Origin of the sequence: Photobacterium sp. GB-1, assembly GCF_003026165.1 — a bacterium.
Taxonomy (GTDB): domain Bacteria; phylum Pseudomonadota; class Gammaproteobacteria; order Enterobacterales; family Vibrionaceae; genus Photobacterium.
This window is the reverse complement of the sequence record NZ_PYOB01000004.1, coordinates 82,039-102,512: the sequence shown is the minus strand read 5'-3', so window position 1 is coordinate 102,512 and position 20,474 is coordinate 82,039. Positions and strand designations below refer to the sequence as shown.

Here is a 20,474-nt window from a genome sequence, read left to right as displayed (position 1 = left end):
CACGACAATCATAGATTTACTGGGTAAAACATTAAAAAAATAGCGGTTAAGTATATTATGCAATCAAGATTATATGTTTTATTGAAATTTTCATAAAATACTGTAAACATTTCTATATAATTAAACTAGAACAAATATGGCATTGTATACTATTCACAATCATTGAATATCAATGGTGAATAGAAGCACTTGCATTTACACATAAGTTAAGAACAACTCGTTTTTCATCTGGCTAGACCATTACACAACATTTTATGTTGTAGAATAGGCGCAGTCTCTATTTTAGGTATTCATACGTAACATGTTTTTAGATACATACTATTCAGATAAAAGTGGTCAGTTTTCTTTTACTCGTGAACAAGCAAGTGATTTTGCAAAACGAATTGCGGGTGACTTCAACCCTATTCACGATCCAGATAATAAGCGCTTTTGTGTTCCTGGTGATCTACTTTTTTCTGTCTTACTTGCCAATGTTGGTATCAGCCAAAAAATGCGTGTGACGTTTGCAGGTATGATAAATGAGAGTACAGAACTGAGTATTTTAGCCGAATCCGATACCGATTTATCATTAATCGATAGCAAAGGTAAGGAATTTCTTCATCTTGCACGTTCTGGTGAAATTACCCATAACCAAGATTTAATTGCTCAAATAACTAAAAGTTACGTTCAATTTTCAGGAATGAATTTTCCTCATATCATGGTGCCTTTGATGAAATCTAAAGACATGATGATCAACCCTGCTCGACCATTAGTTATTTACGAAAGCATGGAACTTGAGTTCTGCCGACTAGATTTAACAGCACCCCATGTAGAGCTAACAAGTTCAAATATTGATGTTGATGGCAAACGTGGCAGCGTAACGCTGAATTTCTGTTTTAAAGAAAATGGAGAGATTGTGGGTACTGGGCGTAAGCGTATGCTGATGAGTGGCTTAAAGCCTTATTGCCAAGATGGTATCGATGATTTGGTTTCTCGTTTCAACGCAAAAAAAGAACACTACAATAATCTTCAAACAGAAAAAGTTTAAACAGAAGAAATCATATTTTGTATTTCAAAAAGCCCGCCATTAGCGGGCTTTTTCTTAATGATCATTTATTCTATGATCATGTTTTAAAGGAAAATATAATCGTGCTCGTAAACCAGGATTATTATCACTAAACACCAAATCGCCACCATGACGTTTCATCACCGCTTCAACAAGCGATAATCCTAAACCAAAACCTTGATGCGTCCTGCTTTTATCAGCACGGTACATCGGCTCTTTAATGCGTCCTTTATCTTCATCGGATACGCCAATTCCATTATCAATCACTACCACACCAAAATGATCGACGACAACATCAATACTTCCTTCATCAGGTGTATATTTAATCGCGTTTTCAACCACATTATAAATGGCACGAAAGAGTAAACTAGGTTCACCTTTTACATGGTATGGCTCGTCCTCACGAAATGATAAAACTTGTTTCTTTTCATCCGAAATAGGCAATAGAAAATCAACAACATCTTGGCAAACTTGAGATAGACTTACCCATTGCTTATCAATTTTATGTTTCCCCGTGTTGATATGAGAAATTTCCAACATCCCATTGAACATGCTAAGGAGTACTTCCAAATCATCATGGCAAGCTTCTAAGTCTTTGGTAAACGGTGTCGTATCTTTTTCGAGTAAGCTTTCAAGCCGAAGTTTCATTCTTGCAATTGGTGTACGCAAATCGTGCGCCATACCAACCGAGAGTTCCTTTAATGACTCTTCTTTTTTCTCGACTTGTTCAATAAGAAAATTAAGGTGGATAGTCAGTACATCAAATTCATCATCATTTTTACTGACTGGGAGTTTCACCCCTTTTTCGCCAAGGCTAACTCGGTTCATACCATGGTTAACACGCTCTAATTTCCTTAAAATAGAAATTGCAAATAATAGAGCGCCCGCAAGCATCAAAATCACGGGAACCACAATGCCTGAAACTAACATTGGTGTCATGTTTTCTCGGTATGAGCGCATTATTTCAGGATTAACACTAATAATAAGCATCTTATTATTAGGTAAATTTAATGTCTTTTGAAGGTGATTAACACTAAGCTCGGTATCTGATAATACTGCTGGATACGATAGCGTAGTATTCATCTCTGGTCTGTTGATAATCCTATATTCAAGCTCATTTTGGATTTGCTGATGCTCTTTAACAAGATCAGGAATCGCATTAATATGACCTTTTTGAACCATACGCTCAAACAATGTCATTTCAATATTTAACTCTTTTGTTAACTGTTTATTGTAAATAGTTTCTGAATTAACATAAACTTGGTTAATAAACAGTATAAATATAATAGCAACACAACAAATAAAATAGAGTAGAACTTTAAGAATACTCGAACGCGATAACCGATCAGAGCCTGCGTAAGACATAACCTGCACCTCGTACGGTATGGATCAAACTGGGCTCACCACCTTCTTCTAATTTTTTTCGTAAGTTTGCGATATGTACATCGATAACATTGGTTTTAGGATCGAAGTGGTAGCTCCATACCGACTCAAATAAGCTCATACGCGAAACCACACTTTCAGCATGCTCCATTAAATATTGCAGAAGTAAGAACTCTTTTTGCTGCAAATTTAATACGCGAGATCCGCGCCATACCCGATGAGATTTAATATCAAGTCGTAAATCGTCATAGCTATATTCAGATGAAATATTCACACTAGACTGATGGCGCTTCACTAATATATTGGCACGAGCAATTAGCTCAGCTAAAGCAAAAGGTTTCGTTAAATAATCATCACTGCCTGCCGTTAAACCAGCTACACGGTCTTCTACACTATCCATGGCACTTAAGATTAAGATGGGGGTTTCATTTTCTGTTGCTCGTAATGCTGCAAGTACTTTTAAACCATCAAGTATCGGTAACATTCGATCTAAAATAATCAGTTGATACTCACAACTTGTTGCCATCATTAATCCTTGATGACCATCCTCTGCTTCATCAACCACAAAGCCATGCTCTCGCAATCCTTGCGCAATAAATTCACGCGTAGTGACATCATCTTCAATAACGAGAACTTTCATTTAATACCTAATCATTTCTTCTCACCGCTTATTTTCGCATTATATACATAAGAGATATAATTTTCAGGTAACAGGATCATGGCTTTACTTTTTAAAGACAAAAAAACGGCCTACCAAAAGGTAGGCCGCTTAACGTGATCATAGGGGGAATTATGAAATCACGAATTTCTTAATGCTAACGTCTTAAAGTGACTTCATCTGGTTAGCAATAATTTCAGCTTGGGGGCCAAGGATGACTTGAAGGTTATTAGAACCTACATTTACTACACCTTTAGCACCAAGTTGTTTAAGTTTTGTGTCATCGATAACTGAACGATCAACAATACCTAAGCGTAAGCGTGTGATACAAGCTGAAATATCAGTTAAGTTATCTTTACCACCTAATGCTGCTAGGTAAGCTTTTGCTAAATCTGCTTTGCTTGCAGCATCGTCTTCTGGGTTAGAGTTTTCAGCCGGCGTATCTTCACGACCTGGTGTTTTAAGATTAAACATCTTAATTACAGTAACGAAGATTACGAAGTAGATTGCGCCTACCACAAGACCCATTGGGATAATTTCCCATGAGTTGTGCGCAGCAGGTGCGTTGTAGTTCAAGATGTAATCAATTAAGCCTGAAGAGAAGCTAAATGCCATGTGGATATTCAGGTAAGACGCCACAACAATACTCACACCCATTAAAATAGCGTGTACTAGGTATAATGCTGGAGCTAGGAACATGAACATGAATTCGATTGGCTCTGTGATACCAGTTAAGAATGCAGTTAGTGCAACACTTAACAACATACCACCAACCACTTTCTTGTTTTCTTTCTTCGCTGTTACATAGAATGCAAGCGCAGCACTTGGCAAACCAAACATAACAACTGGGAAGAAACCACTTAGGATGCGTCCTGCTGTTGGGTCACCAGCAAAGAAGCGAGAGATTTCACCTGTTACTACATGGCCATCCGCAGCTGTGTAGCTACCGAATACAAACCAAACCATGCTGTTTAAGATATGGTGTAAACCAAGTGGAATTAATAGACGGTTAGCAACACCGTAAACGAACTCACCAGGTACGCCACTTGTTAGGATCCATTGACCAAGATGGTTAATACCATCTTGAATTGGAGGCCAAATAATGCTGAATGCGTAAGCAAGTACTAAAGCAACTAAACCCGTTACTATAGGCACAAAACGCTTTCCGCCAAAGAAGCCTAAGAACTCAGGTAATTTGATTGCATGGAAGCGGTTATATAGAAGACCGGCGCAAACACCAATAATGATACCGCCAGCAACACCTGGATCAACATCTGGGTTTAACGTTTTAAGTGCCGCCATCAGGATGAAATAACCTACGGCAGATGCAATCGCTGCTGCTGCTGAATTATCTTTCGAAAATCCGGCCCCCACACCCATTGCGAAAAGTAATGCAAGATTGGTAAATACAGCCTGACCACCCGCTGCAATAAAAGGAATATTTAATAGATCAGGTTGTCCAATACGCAGCAAAATACCGGCAATCGGTAAAACTGCAATAGGAAACATAATTGCGTTTCCTAGCTTTTGGAAATGTCCGAGAATGCTCATCCTCTTCTCCACGTTAAAAGTTAAAAGTTAAAATTAAAGTAAATTGTTTTAATAACTTAATGATACGCATTGATTCTTAATTGGAATTAAGCAAAAGATTAAGGATTCTTAATGTTTGCTTCTAAAAGCACAATTATGAGTGATAGACATCACAGTTTTATAAATTCTCCAGTTTTTCACGTTTAACATGAAAAGAATCAATAGCAAATAATCATAGCTATATAGCATTACACATTCTCTTTGCCGCAAAATTTGGCCGTCTTTGTGAAAATAAAATATCATTTCTATGGCACTTTCTTTAGAATTTGATGTCAACCTACTCATACCCTATTACTGATTGACTTTAACCATGATGTCTTTTATCTCTCAAAAACTTGTTAACTATCTAGCATTAGCTTTTTTTGCATTAGCACTTTTCATTGCTATCTCTATATTCCCAGTACCTCTGTTAAGCGATCCCATTAATAATGCGGCTGGCTTATCATTTTCTTTATTAACGGATACGGCAGGTAAACCCTTCTTCCTTATCACAACCGTATTGCTGTGTTTATTACCGGTATTTTTCCGTTTACCTAAAAAACAAATCATTAAGTTGTGGATTCAATTTGCTATTTTGTTGGTACTAAGTTTTGGCGCGAAAACAATCTTAAAGCATGAAACCGCGATCCCTCGTCCTTATACCTATGAACTACAGCGTTTAAACTTAGTCACATCACCTGAAAACTTTTATCAGCTGAATAAAAGCGAAAGAAAAAACGTTGTTAAAAAAGCATCTACCTATATTAGTAAATGGCGCATTCGTAGTTGGGAAGCTGAAACAAACTATTCATTTCCATCAGGACACACAATCTTTGCTGCAATTTGCGTTCTGTTTTGGGGCGGCTTTTTACTACGTACTCGCCACTATTTATTAGCTGGTGGACTTGTAACATGGGCCGTGGGTGTGGGTATTAGCCGTTTATGGCTAGGTATGCATTTCCCATCAGACGTAATGGGCTCCATCTTATCTGCAGCAGTGTTATATTTATTTATACCCGAATGGCGAGTAGATTCTGAGAAATAATAAAAAGGGCTCGCAAGAGCCCTCTTTTACATCCACACAATATTAATTTACTGTACAGGTGTCGCTTTGTGTTCGTATTCAACAATCAATTGATTGCCCGAATACGTTACGTTAGTAATTTCACCATCAAAAATAAACGTATTTTTAATAGATGAATTAGCGCTTTGTCCTGAAGCCATTTGCTCTCGCAGTGACGGTAAAATCAAGATAGGGTCAACATTTAATAGACGACAAAACTCATTGACGAACTGTTGCTCAATCGGTTTAGATCCCCGTAAAATATCTGAAAACTCCAACTGGGTTAAGCCTAGCTTTTTAGCCATTTCAATCTGAGTTATACGCATTTTTGCTTTGTAACTCATCCATGTGTCATGCAAAATTTGACGATCTTTTTCTGTATACAACATAATTAGCCCTAACAGCGCATTTTTATTTTAAAATAGAGTCATTTCCTCTAGTTAGAATAGTTTACGCCTAATTACTAGGTATTAATGTCAAAACCGCGTTAAGCTCTGCTTCGATAACACAGCTCGTTACAACCTCGTTATTGTACTTACATGATGTTCATATATACTTGTTAATAATTAATATTTATAAGCTAATGTTATGTAAGGAATGCTGCTTTTATATGATCACGTTGTGTCGTCGTTCAATCCTCACACTCTTTATCATTTTCAGTGTTTTTACTAACGCTGTGATTGCACGCACCATTAGCTTTGATCAAATACCTCAAACACACTGCCTTCAAATGACAACACCATTAAAAGAAGCAGCCCATCCAGATCAATGCTGCGATGAAATTATGCCTATGTTGTCAACGAACATCACGACGCTTTCCTCTTGTGGAATGAGCGATATCGATGATATATCACTGGCTCACAACGATACTGTTAAAGAAAAATCATCATGCTGTAATGACGATGATTGCAAGAGCAAACAAACACAAGCAGCACTGTTAACTTTGTTTGCGTTTTCTGCAGTTGTTAATGACGTGCAATTATATGCAAGTCAAACACACGCACCTATTTATTTTAGTGAAGCACAACTAAGGCCTCCTCTCGTTTAACGAAATAACTAATCGGCATTTGCCACCACTTTATTTTGTTATTTAGCGCGACAATATTCGCGCAACTTGAAGGACTTACAGATGAAAATTTCACATATCTTTGCTGCTACATGCTTATTTGTTACCTCATTGGCTCAAGCAAGTACACCTATTACTGGCACTAACTACCAGTCACCTTACTGTGGTTGTTGTAAAGAATGGGTTAAGCACATGGAAGACAATGGCTTTAAATTAGATATGGTGTACGAAGAAAACTTAACGCCTATTAAAATTAAATTAGGTTTACGTCCTGAATATGCGTCATGCCACACTGCACAAATTGAAGGTTACACTTTTGAAGGACATATTCCAGCAACTGAAATTAAGCGTTTCTTAGAAAGTAAGCCTGAGCGTATGATTGGCCTTGCTGTAGGTGGTATGCCAATGGGTTCACCTGGTATGGAATATGGCGATCAAAAAGACGCCTATGACGTGTTAGCATTTGATAAGGATGGCAACACCATGGTTTGGTCACGCTACAACCAGTAATCGATTTTAGCGATGCATGAAAAGCCCGTACTTGTGACGGGCTTTTTAATGTATCGCATACAGAAACTATACATTCTTACCGTAAGATTCAAATGAATTACTGCATCACAACAGATAACACTATTTTAATTTAACGGCTGTACCAAAAGCCATAATTTCAGATGCGGCATCAGTGACAGAGCTAGTGGTATATCTCACGCCAACAATAGCATCAGCACCAAGTTTATCAGCTTCTGCAATTAGACGCTCTGTCGCAAGCGCGCGTGCTTCCATTAGCATTTCTGTATACCCTTTCAATTCGCCACCCACAATGCTCTTTAAGCTTGCCATAATATCTCTGCCGACATGTTTTGACTGAACAACACTTCCAGTGACCACGCCCAGCAAGGACTCTATTTCACGTCCAGATATTGTTTCCGTTGTTGTGTAAATCATATGGCCTCTGCCGTTGCGTTAGAAACAGTGATAAATGAGAACCTATCACAATAACACCCTCACTCATATGTTATTAAAATGGTAATGATGCATTAGGTGATCAATGCATATGATTAAATCGTAACTCTTTTAATAAGATAACTACACTCAGTTAATATCTACATTGTTGGAGTGATAAATGGAAAGTCAACTTACTATTAAAGAATTTCTTAGAGTATTTGATCATATTCGCTCAATCGGTACCCCCCTAGATAGCAAATACTTGTTGGAAGATATATACGCATGGCATGACTATGACGGTTACACCTGCTGGCTAAATTTTCGAGATGTAACGGTCACATTGATGTTTCATGGTTCGCTAAAAGTTGAATACGAGAAACATGCAAACTATGTAGACTTCACTAAGCGTTGTTTATCACTGATTGCCAATAACACGCAAACGGTCAAATAGGTGTTAGTATGAATTTATTATCTATTATCATCACTATCGCCACGATTATTTCTTCTAAAGCATGGAGTTCAGAATTAAAAATGATGGATTTTACCAGTCCGAAAGAATACGAACGTTGGTCTGCCGTAAACGACAACGTGATGGGTGGTATTTCTACTGGGCAATTCACCTATGATGGCAGCGTAAGTCAATTTACTGGTGAGCTATCATTAGATAACAATGGCGGATTTAGCTCGGTAAATAGAACAGTAGCACCATTAACTAATAACATTAACGCTGTGAATCTGACTTATATTGGTGATGGTAGAACATATCAATTACGGTTTACGACGAGGAAAGATGGTTACCCTATTAACTACAAACATGAATTCGAAACGATTAAAGGGCAACAACAAAGCAAAACTTTTAACTTTAATGACTTTAAAGCTGTGTTTAGAGGAAGGTTACTGATTGGCGCGCCCGAACTTGTCGCACAAGATATCAAACAAATTGGCTTTTTAATTGCTGATAAAACACCACTCCCTTTCGTCTTGAAAGTTCAGAGTATTGAATTTCTTAATTTTAAATAAAACTCACTAACACATAATAATATAGGGATTTTATTAGCCAGTCTTCGCTAAATGGTTTATGAAGATGTTTCACTTGTTCTACTTATAAAGCCTTTACAACCACTTATTTGATTATTAACGGGTAACAACTTATCATTTCGTTTTTTATTCACAATCTTTAAATATTTGTAACAAGTCACGGTATAAGTGCCGTATTTCTCAGATAATATTATTAATACTCAGTATTACTTTCACTATGGAAGATCGATTGTATTTCACGGCTGTATAAATAAAGGTTTGATAACAATGTTTGGACGAAAACGAATAGAAACAGAAAATAAAGCGCTAAAGCAAGAGTTAGCAGACCTTAAAGAAAAGTATCAAGCTGATATCACCGCCTTAGAAGAAAAACTTCAACAAACTCAACAATTAGTTCAATCGGCTAAGCAGGATAACCATAAAAGTGATGAGTTATTGTCGTGCAGTTTAAAAGGTGGCGACATGCTTACAACGATCCGTAATGAGATGGTTGAAAGTGCTCAATCTATGGAACACGAAAACCATCAGCTACAACAACTAGACGAAATGTTTGCACAAACCCATCAGGCACTTTCACGCCTTGATACTCGTGCGGTTAACATCAGCTCTCAGGCCACTCAAAGTACAGACTCTGTAAAAATACTCGATACCACCGCCACTTCTATTTCTCACCTTGTATCAACGATTAAAGAAATTTCTGACCAAACGAATTTGTTAGCCCTCAATGCCGCTATTGAAGCTGCTCGTGCGGGTGAAGCTGGGCGTGGTTTTGCGGTTGTAGCCGATGAAGTTAGAAATTTAGCAGGCAAAGCAAGCGAAGCCAGCGAGCAGATTGACACTCTTGTTAGCCAAGTACTTACGCAAGTGAATGAGATAAAATCATCGATTGATGAAAACCAGTCCTGTGCTGAAGAAGTATCAGCTTCTTCTGCTCAAATCGGTACCATTGTTAATGAAGTGGTTGGCCAATCTGAACATATGCAGCGTGTTATTCATATTGCATCAACGCGTGCTTTTTTAGATACGGTAAAACTTGATCATGCCATCTGGAAAAATAATATTTACAGCTTCCTGCAGCGTGGTGCATTTAATGAAGTTATTAATAGCCACTCGGAGTGTCGTTTAGGTCAATGGTACTACCATGGTGAAGGTAAAGCATTTAGCCATTTAAGAAGCTATGCATTAATGGAAGAGCCTCATAAAGCGGTTCATGAAATGGGTCGTGAAGCGATGTGCCAAGCGAAATCGGGCAATATGTCAGAAGTAGTAACGGCAATAAACGCTATGGAAGAAGCAAGTAAAAAAGTAGTTCTCCAAATCGACAATTTAATGCACGAAATAACACAAAGCTAGTTGATTAGGTTATTTTAATTGCACTCTTGTGTTTATATCGAGTGCTAAAGATCACCTCAAATATAAACGGTGTATAGTTTTTTTACATGCTATACACCGTTGTTCAGATAGGTTTAAGAGCGCAACAATGCCCTCTCACCATTACAGCACTTTGATGGGAAATCATTTACTCAGTTAAGATTCAAATAGCTGCTTATTTGGATCAGAATTAACGACCCACTCAGGATCAATCTCTCGCTGCTCAAGGTAAATCTGTAAGCCATTAAAATACGTAAAGGCTGTTAATTCAGATTCTTTATTAAAATGCTCAAAAAACGCCTCTTCTTGTTCTGCTAATAATTGCAAGGTGGTTGCACCATGCTCTAGCGCCCATTGAATGGCATAAGGTGAAATCATCGTTCGATGTAAGATCAGCTCTTTGATCTCCGAAATAGCGACTTTTTTGTTTTTACAACAAGTACTGCTAGATTCAATCTGCTTGTTGGCTTTTTCTTCCGCTAACAATGCTCGTAAACTCGCTAAACTTGCCGCAATTTCAGCACTTGAATAACCGTAGCTTGTTTTACAAAAACGTAAGGCATACGCCATTTTATCGCGTCCGACTAACTCAATGACCTGTTCCAAATAGGGTTGTGGGATCGCATATGCCGTCGCCAGCTGGATCACGGCATGATTTAAACTTGTATATACAATGCCATCAAATTCAAACTGGAACGCTGTTGTTAGCCCTTCAACAGGAATACCATCAATACTTACCGCCCATCCACGGTAATTGACTCGCTCTTTGGCAATTTCAAACATTGCCCATGCGCTTTCACGAAAACCTTCAAGTGCTTTGCCTTCAAATTCACACTCTTCAAGCTCTTGCTTAGTCCAATTAACACCAATCTGTAAATGCTTTTGATACTTCTTATGCAGTTTCTCTTTTACTTTATCGCGTAAAATATCAAGGCCACTTGCTTTAATTTCTTTCGTAAAACCAAAGCACTCTTGGCAACAAGGCACCATGATAGGTGCAGATTGGCCATCATAATTAGGCTTTGCCATAAACGCATGGCTTTCATAATAAGGTTCGCCACAAAACCAACAGGTATGACGAAACTCAAAAGGCACATCAATCGACACATAATCGGTCGTCATATGGGAGTACTCATTGTTGTGGTAATCGTTGAAGTTGACATGATCTCAACCTTGTATGGCTATTTATACTTAAAGTCGCTGTTTATGGCTAATCTGATTTTATCTTTCATTAGATATAGAGGTGTTAGATATAAAGAAAGGCGTTTACTTGCTCAAAAAGCGATCTATTTTAGCGATCGCTCGTAATACATCATAGGAGGGTGTGTTATGAGTCTTAAACGTTATTTAGATAAGCTATCACCAAAGTTCAAACCTGGTGGACAATACCAAACCTTTTATCCCTTGTTTGAGGCGGTTGAAACTATTTTCTATACCCCTGGACAGGTCAACAAAGGTATTACTCATGTTAGAGATAGCATTGATTTAAAACGCATTATGATCATGGTTTGGTTAGCTGTTTTTCCCGCCATGATTTGGGGTATGTACAACATAGGGCAACAATCTAGTCATGCGTTATTATATGGACTTGATGCGACAGCGGCGCAACAAGCATTGGATTCCTCATGGCGACTTAGCTGGATATGGGGTTCTCTTGACGCCGTTCAGCATTCAAGTTGGATCAGCGATCTCTTAGTTGGTGCTAGCTACTTTTTCCCTGTTTACCTGACTGTATTTATTGTTGGTGGATTCTGGGAAGTATTGTTTGCCATTATTCGGCGGCATGAAGTGAATGAAGGCTTCTTCGTCACCTCAATTTTATTTGCGCTTATTCTTCCTCCGACTATTCCACTTTGGCAAGCGGCGCTAGGTATTACCTTTGGTATTGTTGTCGCAAAAGAGATCTTTGGTGGTACGGGTCGAAACTTCTTAAATCCAGCACTCGCTGGTCGTGCTTTTTTATACTTCGCCTACCCTGCAAATATGTCTGGAGGCGCTGTTTGGGTTGCAGCAGATGGTTATTCAGGGGCGACACCACTCAGTCAGTGGTATGAAGGTGGACAAAATGCACTGACGAATAATATGACGGGGCAACCTATCTCATGGTTTGATGCTTTCATTGGTAATATTCCCGGTTCAATGGGGGAAGTCTCAACCCTATTTATCGCGCTAACAGGCGTCATCTTAATCTTTATGCGAATCGCATCGTGGCGAATTGTACTAGGTGTTTTCATCGGCCTCGCAGGGAGTTCCTTACTACTTAACACCATTGGTTCAAATACTAATTACATGTTCTCAATGCCCTTCTATTGGCACTTTGTTATTGGAGGTGTCGCTTTTGGTACTTTCTTTATGGCAACCGATCCAGTTTCTGCCGCATTTACCAATAAAGGGAAATGGGCATACGGCATTTTAATTGGTGTGATGACCATATTCATTCGCGTGCTAAATCCTGCTTATCCCGAAGGTATCATGCTCGCTATTTTATTTGCCAACTTGTTTGCGCCACTGTTCGATTTTATGACCAAAACAGGAAATATTAAACGCCGTGCTAAACGGGCGGCATTAAAATAGACCCCTTCACTGATACCCTTATCAACTATCTGATTACACGATAATCTTTCGTTTCGTGTAATCAGATAATAAGAAAAATATATCAACAGAAATTATCGTTACAGTATGTTGTTATGATAAAGATTAGGTTCTTAGTATTAATTGTCGTTATTAATAGCCGTTACGCTTGATGTAATAGCAACTAAAGCGGTAAAATACGTGCCCTGTTTTAAATCGTGAGTATGTTGAATGTCTGAACAAAAGCGAAAGGCGCTAAAGAAAATAGCAAAATGCCTTGAGTTAGGTAACTCGGCTAACGTTAATGAAGCCGCGCAAGCTATTCGTATGGCCCATCGCCTCATGCTCAAATATGGTCTTGAGAAAGACGATATTGAATTCATCAAAATGGGCAAAACAAAATCTCAAACCTTACTTCCAACTGATATAAGCGCACAGATATTAAAAATTATCCGTGGTATTAACCGTCGATTTGGCGTGGAATGTGTACTAACTAATTATAAAGGTTTAAAAAAAGCGGAATTCATCGGTATGGCTGAGCGCGCAATTTTCGCTGCTTTTGCTTTTGATGTTGTATATCGTGAAATGAACCAACAAACGGGACAATTTAGAAACAGTTTTGCCGGTTCTGGCACTAGCACACAGGAAGTCACACGACGTGTAAACTCTTTCCTAGCAGGTTGGCTTGAAGGTGCATTGGAAAAACTGCCGGAGTTAACGACAGACGATGACCATGATCAACGTATGGCGAACTACATTGATAAACAATTTGAAAACCTTGATCGTGAAACGTTTAAAAAACAGCTACAAGAAGCAATGAAAGCACTCACCGATGATTATGAAAAAGGCATGAAAAAAGGCCGTTCCATTTCGGTTAGCCGCCCTGTCGGTGGTAAATCAGCACAAGAAGAATTAAAAAGACTTAACTGATTCTATCCTTTTCTCGTAAAAAAGCTGCTAATGTGGCTTTTTTATAACTTTTTAATTTATAAATTACCATAATCGCTAATATAGCTACCATTTCACGCCTATCACAAATCGATGTACATCGCTGATAAATAGCTTAAAAGCATAGTTATTAGCCTCTTTTTATCTAACTTTATTTGACTCGTTTAAAAAAACAGCAAAAGAACAACTATAAACACGATATTTCAAAGAAATGAGATTCCAGTCGCGTTTTTATGTTAGAATAAATCAAAATCCCTTAATTCCATAGCCATCAAGACATGAAATTTCCTGGTCAACGTAAGTCAAAACATTACTTTCCTGTCAATGCCCGCGATCCATTAATTGTTCAAATTCAACAAGACAATCCATTAGCAAAATCACATCTAATTGGTGTAGGTCAAACCATAGTTGATATTGAAGCTCGCGTTGACGATGACTTCTTAGCCAGACATGCTCTTACTAAGGGACAATCTGTCGTTCTTGATGAAGATAAAGCTGAACTGCTTTATAAAGAATTAAAAGATCGTAAGCTTATCAGCCACGAATACCCTGGCGATACCATTGGTAATACATTGCACAACTACTCTGTATTAGCTGATGATAAGTCAATTCTGCTTGGTGTAATGAGCCAAGATCTAAAAATCGGTTCATACGCCTACCGCTATTTATGTAACACCTCTAGCCGTATGGATTTAGATTACCTGCAGCCTGTAAATGGCCCTATCGGTCGTTGTTACACGCTTATCAGTGAAGATGGTGAACGTACTTTCGCGATTAACGAAGGTCAAATGAACCAACTTCGTCCAGAGAGTATTCCTGAATCTGCATTCAAAAAAGCCTCTGCATTGGTGCTATCAACTTACCTTGTTCGTGGTAAGCCAACAGATCCAATGAAAGATGCGGCACTGAAAGCTATCGAATACGCGAAAAAGTATAATGTGCCAGTCGTACTGACGATGGGGACTAAATACGTTATCGAAGATAAGCGCGAATGGTGGATTGAGTTTCTAAAAGAGCACGTCACCTGTGTTGCGATGAACGAAGAAGAAGCTGAAGCACTAACCGGTGAAACAGATCCACTGACGGCTGCCGATAAAGCACTTGATTGGGTTGATATGGTTTTGTGTACTGCCGGTCCTGCGGGTTTATACATGGCGGGTTACACCGAAGATTCATTAAAGCGTGAATCATCACTGCCGCTTCTGCCGGGTAAGATCCCAGAATTCAATAAATACGAATTCAGCCGCCCAATGGCAAAAAGTGCATGTGAAAACCCAATTCGTGTTTACTCTCACATTGCCCCTTACCTTGGTGGCCCTGTTGAGATCAAAAACACAAACGGTGCGGGTGATGCTGCGCTTTCTGCACTTCTACACGATATGTCTGCTAACCGTTTCCATAAGGTTAATGTACCTAATTCTGCGAAACACACTGCGAATTTCTTGTCGTATTCGTCTTTCTCTCAGATTTGCCAGTACTCTAACCGTGTTAGTTATGAAGTATTGATCCAACACGCACCTCGCCTATCTCATGGCCTACCAGAGCGTGAAGACTGTTTAGAAGAAGCATACTGGGAACGTTAATTCCAATTTGTAATAGTTTAAAAAAGGGGCTAATTAGCTCCTTTTTTGTTATTTGTATTTAACTCAATGTGATAAGTGCATCGCAAAATTTTGCCACTTCATTGAAAGTTAATATTTTGTTAATTAGGCTTGAATTTTTCGATTACTTTATAAAGTTGCAGTCTATATTGTTAAGGAAAACAATGAATAAAATATTAATCGTGTCGTTATCGGCTTTATTAAGTGCCCCCACATTCGCAGGAATGCAACCATTCTCAGCAAACAATCTTCCTGAAAATTGGCCGAATTATGAAATCCAAAATTACAACGCCCAAGTTGAAAATGGTTACGACGGCCCACTGAGTAACATTCTTGTTATTTACGATCCAAGCATCAAACCTGAGCAGTTAAATCGATATTTGATGCAGCAAACCGCCATTGCGAATAAAGCTCACGACATCAACAACATCGAATACCGCCGTAACATTGTTGCCGCCATTCCTATGAAATTGGAAGGCGATAATGTGGCAGAAGTTGCTGATAGTTTTTCATTTGGTGATTTTGATGAGATACGCCGCAAATACGGTGCCTCAGTCGTCTCACTTGTAATCAACAGCAACCTTGCTGACCGTCAGTGTGGTGTGCAAACCAGTTACCACACCGTCAGCGTATTTAACGAAGCCTGCTCTCTCCCAACGTTGCTTGCGCACGAGTGGGGACACGTTGACCGTCTAGGTCATGAGTACGAGCACACACAATCACATTTTGAAGATGACAACTACGCATGGCGCTGTAGCGGCAAACCGACCATCATGAGTGCCGACCTCAATTACAATCAGTTTGATTTGAATGAGTTCTATTCGGATCCCAACGTAACAAGAGGTGGCGAAGCGTGTGGTACAGTAACCGCGAACAATGCGAAAGTATTACTCGAAACAATTAGCCAAGTGAGAACGGCAGATTGGGCGCAAGTACCACCTTTAGCAAAAATTGGTAACGTCACTATTGCTCTGGATGAAAACCAATCGTCAGAATTTGAGAAAGTTATCACGGTGACACGTGATGGTGACTTGTCTCAAGCTGCTTCGATTGAGGTTTACTCCGATGCGGTCACCGCTGTGCCAGCAACCGATTATCAAGAGCTGGCAAAGCGTGTTGAGTTTGCACCGAACGAAACCACAAAAACGGTATCTCTACAACTTGTCAATCCAGCACCTACTGATGCGATTTGTGATGATGGTGAAAGAACGTTAAAACTTGGTACACGATGGGGAGAGAAACTTGGCTCATCTAACCAACTCGATTTTACCGTTAAAACGCCTGAAGACACGCTAGCTAGTTGTGCGAAAGACAAAGAGCCAGAACCAACACCGACACCAGCACCAGATAATGGAAATGACGGCGGCGGCGGCGGCGGCGGTAGCACAGGTCTATTGAGTCTATTTGGCCTTGCACTATTGCTCTTCAGACGTCGTAATTAATTTTTTAATTACAACAAGCCGTTCCTAACCATTAGGAACGGCTTGCCACGTATAGACCATAACCATTTACATCAACAAGTTGCTGTTTACTATGCACAAAGACGCCACTACCTCGCCCTATTTCTCTATTTTCGGCATCATAAACCGCCGCTTCAACAATCAACTGAGATTTATTTTGGTTTACCAGCTTCCCCACTGACCGCATTGTCCCTTCTGAAATCAATCGAGTTAAATAAGTCGTAAACGATGTTGTTAATACAAACACTTCGGTTTCTAGTAAGCTTGCGGTAAAAAAAGCATTTTAATAGTGCTTTAATACTATTTGCTTTCATCTATTTTTAATAAATGCTAATAAACCCTTATAAATCGCATTACATATACGCTTATCAGACACTGGATATGGCGTTCCGACAGTAGAAAAATTAATAGAACTTCACGTTATTTTATTTAAAATTAAGAAAACGTCTTTAACTAGATAAACACAGGTGATTTGTATTTCCTGTATTTAATCACTTTAAGTAGTAATATAGTAACCAGTGCTTTCATATGAAAAATATTCTAATTTTTTAACATTTTATATAACTTTTTTACTACTGGTAATCAAAGTTATATTTTAATGTTTAATTTAATAAATAACTTAGCCTTTATAAACGAGATAACAAAATATTAGGGGTAATAATTTAAATTAATTACGAATACTATTTTAAAAACCTTGCCAATTCCAATATTGATGATGCGTAGATATGCCTACACTTTAGCTCGCCATAGCTTGTTTTTTATTTACATTGCGCTCGTTCAACATAAATAAGAGAGGAAAAATAAAAAACACCAATCAATCGACCAATCAACCAATCAACCAATCAACCAATCAACCAATCAACCAATTGAAACCATTTAATAAATGATGAAAGCCTATGAATGATCGCGCAACAGAAAAATAATATTTAGTTTCTTTTTATGATGTTACAACAACGTTTTTTCTTCAGAACAGTCTGAATGCTTTCAATTAGTTGAAAGTCACATACGATGATGATGTTATTGTTTAGAAAAAGAAGCTGTTATACGACAATTTTCTACGTTCTTTTTATCTTACTTTCTTGATACTTCTATTAACCAATTCTAAACTTTATATTAGAGTGCAATTTAAATCATATAATTATTAAATGTGCATTCCTGTATTTTTACTAGACAAACAAAGCAATCGCTTATGATAGAGATCATAAGTTAAATATGAAACAATTCTTATATTTTATTTTTACTTAGAAGTATATATATGAATACATTAATGTCTAATTTATATTTTCAATCTTAGAATCATTATGATTTCTTTACCCTATTAGATCATAACTAGATTATTCGAAAATTTAATTAACAGATAAATCATATAATTACCCGACTGCTTTTTTAAATATTTATTGGCTTGATACTTGTAAATTTTTCAATGATGAAAGGCTCAATTACTTCCATTAATATTTTTAACTGAGTGAGGCAAAGATATGAAGTGTTTAAAACACTCTTTACTAGCATGCTCGTTAGCCTTAGTTTCAACCTCGGCCCACAGCATCATACCGCATGCATTCACTGACAATGGTGGCTGCCCTAGTAATGCTTTTTTGTTTCAAGGTAATCCAACTGTAGTGTACCAAATGGATTTATCTTCTGGATTTTATCGCCCATCGAAAACGATGGCATCTCAAGTTAATGCTGTCGGATTTAACGTAACAGACAGTTATATTTACGGATACGACGTAAATAATGAAGAAATTGTCCGTATAAATCAGCTTTTTGATTTCGAAAGTATTCCCGTCACAGGTATTGACACCACCATGCCCTATCCAACTGGTGACGTTTATAATAATAAATATTATATATACAGACAGGGTGTAGGTATGTACGAGATAGATCTAACGACTTTATCTGTTACTCTCGTCATGACACCCAGTAGTGCCACATTAAACCTTCATGATATGGCTTTTCATCCCGATTCATCTGGAAGACTATTTACTGTTGATAGCGACAATAAAAAGCTTTATGAAATAACTAACTTTACTACACCCAATAGTGCATCGTTTGTTGAAATTGGTGGGATCAATGTTCCAGAAAACGGTGGTTTTGGTGCGCAGTATTTCGATTCAAATGGTTTCCTCTACCTAAGCCGTAACGATGATGGCGCCATTTATAGAATTGATTTAAGTGATTTATCGAGTTTTACATCAAATGCCGTTTTTTATTCTGATGGTCCGACTTCAACGTTGAACGATGGCGCTAGGTGTTCAACGTCTGCCATAGTTGCTGAAAATACAGATTTTGGTGATGCTCCTGATACATACAAAACATCCCTTTCTACTAACGGCGCTCGTCACTACAATATTTCAGGCGTCAATTATTATTTTGGTTCCAACATTGATACAGAAGGCGATGCTTTTGTTTCACCGAATTCAGATGATGCCAATAGTGTTGCTGATGAAGACGGTATTTCGTTTCCGGCAAACTTTAGACAAGGTTCTGACGGTTTAGTTAACGTGACTATTGGTGGCTCAGCAAATGGTTTTATCAATGCATGGTTTGATTGGAATAATAATGGTGTATTTGATGAGGCAACAGAACATGCGATTGATGATGAGTTATTAACCGCTGGAGATGGAACAACACCAGCAAGTCATGTTCTGAAAATTAGAGTGCCTGACGATGCAGCCACTGGACAAATATGGGCTCGTTTTCGTATTTCCAAAAATGCAGGTTTATTATCTTATGGGGGGACCTCTTACGGTGAAGTAGAAGATCACCAAGTAACTATTGATTCCCAACCCGTTACCCATAACTGGTACCCATCCTCAGGCTCTTGGGTAACATTGGCATATGAGGATGACTGGCCGCAAGAAGGCGATTTCGACTTTAATGATGTCGTTATATATTACCGCGTTGATAAAGTAACGAACTCTGTAGGTGAAGTTCTCCGCTATGATATATACGGAAATTTAAGAGCATACGGTGCAGACTTTGCGAATGGTTTCGCTATAAAATTTGATGGTATTCCCGTTTCTGCCGTAGATGCGGACAGAACTAAGTTAGTGATTAATGGATCAACCTTACACCCTAAACAGATATTAGAATCGGGCACAACTGATGCGGTTGCGATTATTTCAAATAATCTCCTTACAGAAATACCGACCCCAACCTGTTCAGGATTCTTAGGAACTTTTTACAGAGTATGGACGGGGTGTAATTCCGATGCCGCTGATTTATTCCAATTTGAAGCAAGCATACCTTTCATAACGCCATTAGCATCATCGAGTGTTCCCAGCATGCCTTTGAACCCATTTCTATTTGGTACGCCAGGTATTGATCATGGCGAAGGTACGCGTGCAACTGATGGCCGTGCAATTGAGATTCATCTGAAAAATACAGACGTTTCAAGTAAGGCAAATACTGCTTATTTTGCAACTGAACATGATGATTCTGCCTATGTTGATAGCGACTGCCCTGGTATTAACTGTGATACCTATCATACTTCAAACGGTATTCCATGGGCTATCGTAGTTGATGGGACATGGGATCACCCTAGCGAAGGGATAAACATACTTGAAGCCTACCCTGATCTTCAAAGTTTCTCTGTATCTGGCGGTAGTACTAATACGGACTGGTATCTTCGTGCGAACTCAGATATTACTAAGCTCTTCGAGTAAATCTATTCGTAAGCGATGAATATAAATAAGCCGACAGTGCTTTCACACTGTCGGCTTTTACTGTAGCTCGTTAATTGTTTATCTGTGG

Annotated in this window: 19 protein-coding genes; 12 read left to right on the top strand and 7 right to left on the bottom strand. The window is 38.5% G+C overall.

Going from position 1 to position 20,474, the window contains the following annotated elements:
- The first annotated feature begins 301 nt into the window (after window positions 1-301).
- The gene (locus C9J45_RS06360; RefSeq protein ID WP_107208186.1) at window positions 302-1,027 is read left to right on the top strand and encodes a DUF3581 domain-containing protein; all 726 of its coding nucleotides are present in this window, start codon (window positions 302-304) and stop codon (window positions 1,025-1,027) included.
- Between the two features lie 54 nt (window positions 1,028-1,081).
- Here C9J45_RS06360 and C9J45_RS06355 read toward each other — a convergent pair whose 3' ends face one another.
- From C9J45_RS06355 to nagE, 3 genes are all read right to left on the bottom strand, one after another.
- Complete coding sequence (locus C9J45_RS06355; protein ID WP_107208185.1) at window positions 1,082-2,410, bottom strand: HAMP domain-containing sensor histidine kinase; 1,329 nt, start codon at window positions 2,408-2,410, stop codon at window positions 1,082-1,084.
- Window positions 2,391-3,068 carry a response regulator transcription factor gene (locus tag C9J45_RS06350; protein ID WP_107208184.1) on the bottom strand — a complete coding sequence of 226 codons (678 nt, stop codon included), beginning with the start codon at window positions 3,066-3,068 and terminating at the stop codon, window positions 2,391-2,393. The genes C9J45_RS06355 and C9J45_RS06350 overlap by 20 nt, the downstream gene beginning before the upstream one ends.
- 183 nt (window positions 3,069-3,251) lie before the next feature.
- Window positions 3,252-4,637, bottom strand: coding sequence for an N-acetylglucosamine-specific PTS transporter subunit IIBC (gene nagE, locus C9J45_RS06345; protein ID WP_107208183.1), 1,386 nt, complete (start codon window positions 4,635-4,637; stop codon window positions 3,252-3,254).
- Window positions 4,638-4,986: 349 nt separating this feature from the next.
- On the opposite strand from nagE, the gene C9J45_RS06340 reads away from it, so the two are divergent.
- Window positions 4,987-5,700 (top strand): phosphatase PAP2 family protein, encoded by a 714-nt coding sequence (locus C9J45_RS06340; protein ID WP_107260295.1) that lies wholly within the window; start codon window positions 4,987-4,989, stop codon window positions 5,698-5,700.
- Window positions 5,701-5,747: 47 nt separating this feature from the next.
- On the opposite strand, the gene C9J45_RS06335 is transcribed toward C9J45_RS06340, so the two are convergent.
- Window positions 5,748-6,107 (bottom strand): helix-turn-helix transcriptional regulator, encoded by a 360-nt coding sequence (locus C9J45_RS06335; protein WP_105060270.1) that lies wholly within the window; start codon window positions 6,105-6,107, stop codon window positions 5,748-5,750.
- A gap of 221 nt (window positions 6,108-6,328) precedes the next feature.
- On the opposite strand from C9J45_RS06335, the gene C9J45_RS06330 reads away from it, so the two are divergent.
- Entirely contained in the window at window positions 6,329-6,766 is a 438-nt protein-coding gene (locus C9J45_RS06330) for a hypothetical protein (RefSeq protein ID WP_107292313.1), read from the top strand.
- An 81-nt stretch (window positions 6,767-6,847) separates the two neighbouring features.
- Window positions 6,848-7,294: a DUF411 domain-containing protein gene (locus C9J45_RS06325; protein WP_107292312.1), complete on the top strand. Its 447-nt coding sequence runs from the start codon at window positions 6,848-6,850 to the stop codon at window positions 7,292-7,294.
- Between the two features lie 120 nt (window positions 7,295-7,414).
- Here the strand turns inward: C9J45_RS06325 and C9J45_RS06320 are convergent, their stop codons facing one another.
- Window positions 7,415-7,729, bottom strand: a complete 315-nt coding sequence (locus C9J45_RS06320; RefSeq protein ID WP_107208179.1) for a heavy metal-binding domain-containing protein — start codon at window positions 7,727-7,729, stop codon at window positions 7,415-7,417.
- A gap of 178 nt (window positions 7,730-7,907) precedes the next feature.
- Between C9J45_RS06320 and C9J45_RS06315 the strand changes: the two genes are divergently transcribed.
- The 3 genes from C9J45_RS06315 to C9J45_RS06305 all read left to right on the top strand — a co-directional run bounded on the left by C9J45_RS06315 (window position 7,908) and on the right by C9J45_RS06305 (window position 10,120).
- Window positions 7,908-8,180, top strand: a complete 273-nt coding sequence (locus C9J45_RS06315) for a DUF3081 domain-containing protein (protein ID WP_107292311.1) — start codon at window positions 7,908-7,910, stop codon at window positions 8,178-8,180.
- Between the two features lie 80 nt (window positions 8,181-8,260).
- Window positions 8,261-8,749, top strand: coding sequence for a CIA30 family protein (locus tag C9J45_RS06310; RefSeq protein ID WP_107290815.1), 489 nt, complete (start codon window positions 8,261-8,263; stop codon window positions 8,747-8,749).
- A 285-nt stretch (window positions 8,750-9,034) separates the two neighbouring features.
- Complete coding sequence (locus C9J45_RS06305) at window positions 9,035-10,120, top strand: methyl-accepting chemotaxis protein (RefSeq protein ID WP_107292310.1); 1,086 nt, start codon at window positions 9,035-9,037, stop codon at window positions 10,118-10,120.
- A 174-nt stretch (window positions 10,121-10,294) separates the two neighbouring features.
- Here the strand turns inward: C9J45_RS06305 and C9J45_RS06300 are convergent, their stop codons facing one another.
- Window positions 10,295-11,260 (bottom strand): hypothetical protein, encoded by a 966-nt coding sequence (locus C9J45_RS06300; protein ID WP_107208176.1) that lies wholly within the window; start codon window positions 11,258-11,260, stop codon window positions 10,295-10,297.
- A gap of 207 nt (window positions 11,261-11,467) precedes the next feature.
- Between C9J45_RS06300 and C9J45_RS06295 the strand changes: the two genes are divergently transcribed.
- From C9J45_RS06295 to C9J45_RS06280, 4 genes are all read left to right on the top strand, one after another.
- Window positions 11,468-12,712 (top strand): NADH:ubiquinone reductase (Na(+)-transporting) subunit B, encoded by a 1,245-nt coding sequence (locus C9J45_RS06295; protein ID WP_107208175.1) that lies wholly within the window; start codon window positions 11,468-11,470, stop codon window positions 12,710-12,712.
- Between the two features lie 228 nt (window positions 12,713-12,940).
- The gene (locus C9J45_RS06290) at window positions 12,941-13,639 is read left to right on the top strand and encodes a DUF2786 domain-containing protein (RefSeq protein ID WP_107208174.1); all 699 of its coding nucleotides are present in this window, start codon (window positions 12,941-12,943) and stop codon (window positions 13,637-13,639) included.
- A gap of 296 nt (window positions 13,640-13,935) precedes the next feature.
- Complete coding sequence (locus tag C9J45_RS06285; RefSeq protein WP_107208173.1) at window positions 13,936-15,240, top strand: inosine/guanosine kinase; 1,305 nt, start codon at window positions 13,936-13,938, stop codon at window positions 15,238-15,240.
- Window positions 15,241-15,422: 182 nt separating this feature from the next.
- On the top strand, window positions 15,423-16,700 hold the full coding sequence (locus C9J45_RS06280; protein ID WP_233217649.1) for a GlyGly-CTERM sorting domain-containing protein: 1,278 nt from the start codon (window positions 15,423-15,425) through the stop codon (window positions 16,698-16,700).
- 31 nt (window positions 16,701-16,731) lie between these two features.
- On the opposite strand, the gene C9J45_RS21735 is transcribed toward C9J45_RS06280, so the two are convergent.
- Entirely contained in the window at window positions 16,732-16,896 is a 165-nt protein-coding gene (locus tag C9J45_RS21735) for a hypothetical protein (protein WP_233217648.1), read from the bottom strand.
- A 1,300-nt stretch (window positions 16,897-18,196) separates the two neighbouring features.
- Here C9J45_RS21735 and C9J45_RS06270 point away from each other — a divergent pair.
- A complete protein-coding gene (locus C9J45_RS06270) occupies window positions 18,197-20,386 on the top strand; it encodes an LruC domain-containing protein (protein ID WP_107287414.1) in 2,190 nt (729 codons plus the stop codon).
- Window positions 20,387-20,474 lie beyond the last annotated feature (88 nt).

Coding starts and splice junctions, on each gene's coding strand:
- C9J45_RS06305 (WP_107292310.1), top strand. CDS start 9,035: ATGTTTGGACGAAAACGAATAGAAACAGAAAATAAAGCGCTAAAGCAA.
- C9J45_RS06315 (WP_107292311.1), top strand. CDS start 7,908: ATGGAAAGTCAACTTACTATTAAAGAATTTCTTAGAGTATTTGATCAT.
- C9J45_RS06300 (WP_107208176.1), bottom strand. CDS start 11,260: ATGACGACCGATTATGTGTCGATTGATGTGCCTTTTGAGTTTCGTCAT.
- C9J45_RS06360 (WP_107208186.1), top strand. CDS start 302: ATGTTTTTAGATACATACTATTCAGATAAAAGTGGTCAGTTTTCTTTT.
- C9J45_RS06290 (WP_107208174.1), top strand. CDS start 12,941: ATGTCTGAACAAAAGCGAAAGGCGCTAAAGAAAATAGCAAAATGCCTT.
- C9J45_RS06280 (WP_233217649.1), top strand. CDS start 15,423: ATGAATAAAATATTAATCGTGTCGTTATCGGCTTTATTAAGTGCCCCC.
- C9J45_RS06335 (WP_105060270.1), bottom strand. CDS start 6,107: ATGTTGTATACAGAAAAAGATCGTCAAATTTTGCATGACACATGGATG.
- C9J45_RS06355 (WP_107208185.1), bottom strand. CDS start 2,410: ATGTCTTACGCAGGCTCTGATCGGTTATCGCGTTCGAGTATTCTTAAA.
- C9J45_RS06310 (WP_107290815.1), top strand. CDS start 8,261: ATGATGGATTTTACCAGTCCGAAAGAATACGAACGTTGGTCTGCCGTA.
- C9J45_RS06340 (WP_107260295.1), top strand. CDS start 4,987: ATGATGTCTTTTATCTCTCAAAAACTTGTTAACTATCTAGCATTAGCT.
- C9J45_RS06350 (WP_107208184.1), bottom strand. CDS start 3,068: ATGAAAGTTCTCGTTATTGAAGATGATGTCACTACGCGTGAATTTATT.
- nagE (WP_107208183.1), bottom strand. CDS start 4,637: ATGAGCATTCTCGGACATTTCCAAAAGCTAGGAAACGCAATTATGTTT.
- C9J45_RS06330 (WP_107292313.1), top strand. CDS start 6,329: ATGATCACGTTGTGTCGTCGTTCAATCCTCACACTCTTTATCATTTTC.
- C9J45_RS06270 (WP_107287414.1), top strand. CDS start 18,197: ATGAAGTGTTTAAAACACTCTTTACTAGCATGCTCGTTAGCCTTAGTT.
- C9J45_RS06285 (WP_107208173.1), top strand. CDS start 13,936: ATGAAATTTCCTGGTCAACGTAAGTCAAAACATTACTTTCCTGTCAAT.
- C9J45_RS06295 (WP_107208175.1), top strand. CDS start 11,468: ATGAGTCTTAAACGTTATTTAGATAAGCTATCACCAAAGTTCAAACCT.
- C9J45_RS06320 (WP_107208179.1), bottom strand. CDS start 7,729: ATGATTTACACAACAACGGAAACAATATCTGGACGTGAAATAGAGTCC.
- C9J45_RS06325 (WP_107292312.1), top strand. CDS start 6,848: ATGAAAATTTCACATATCTTTGCTGCTACATGCTTATTTGTTACCTCA.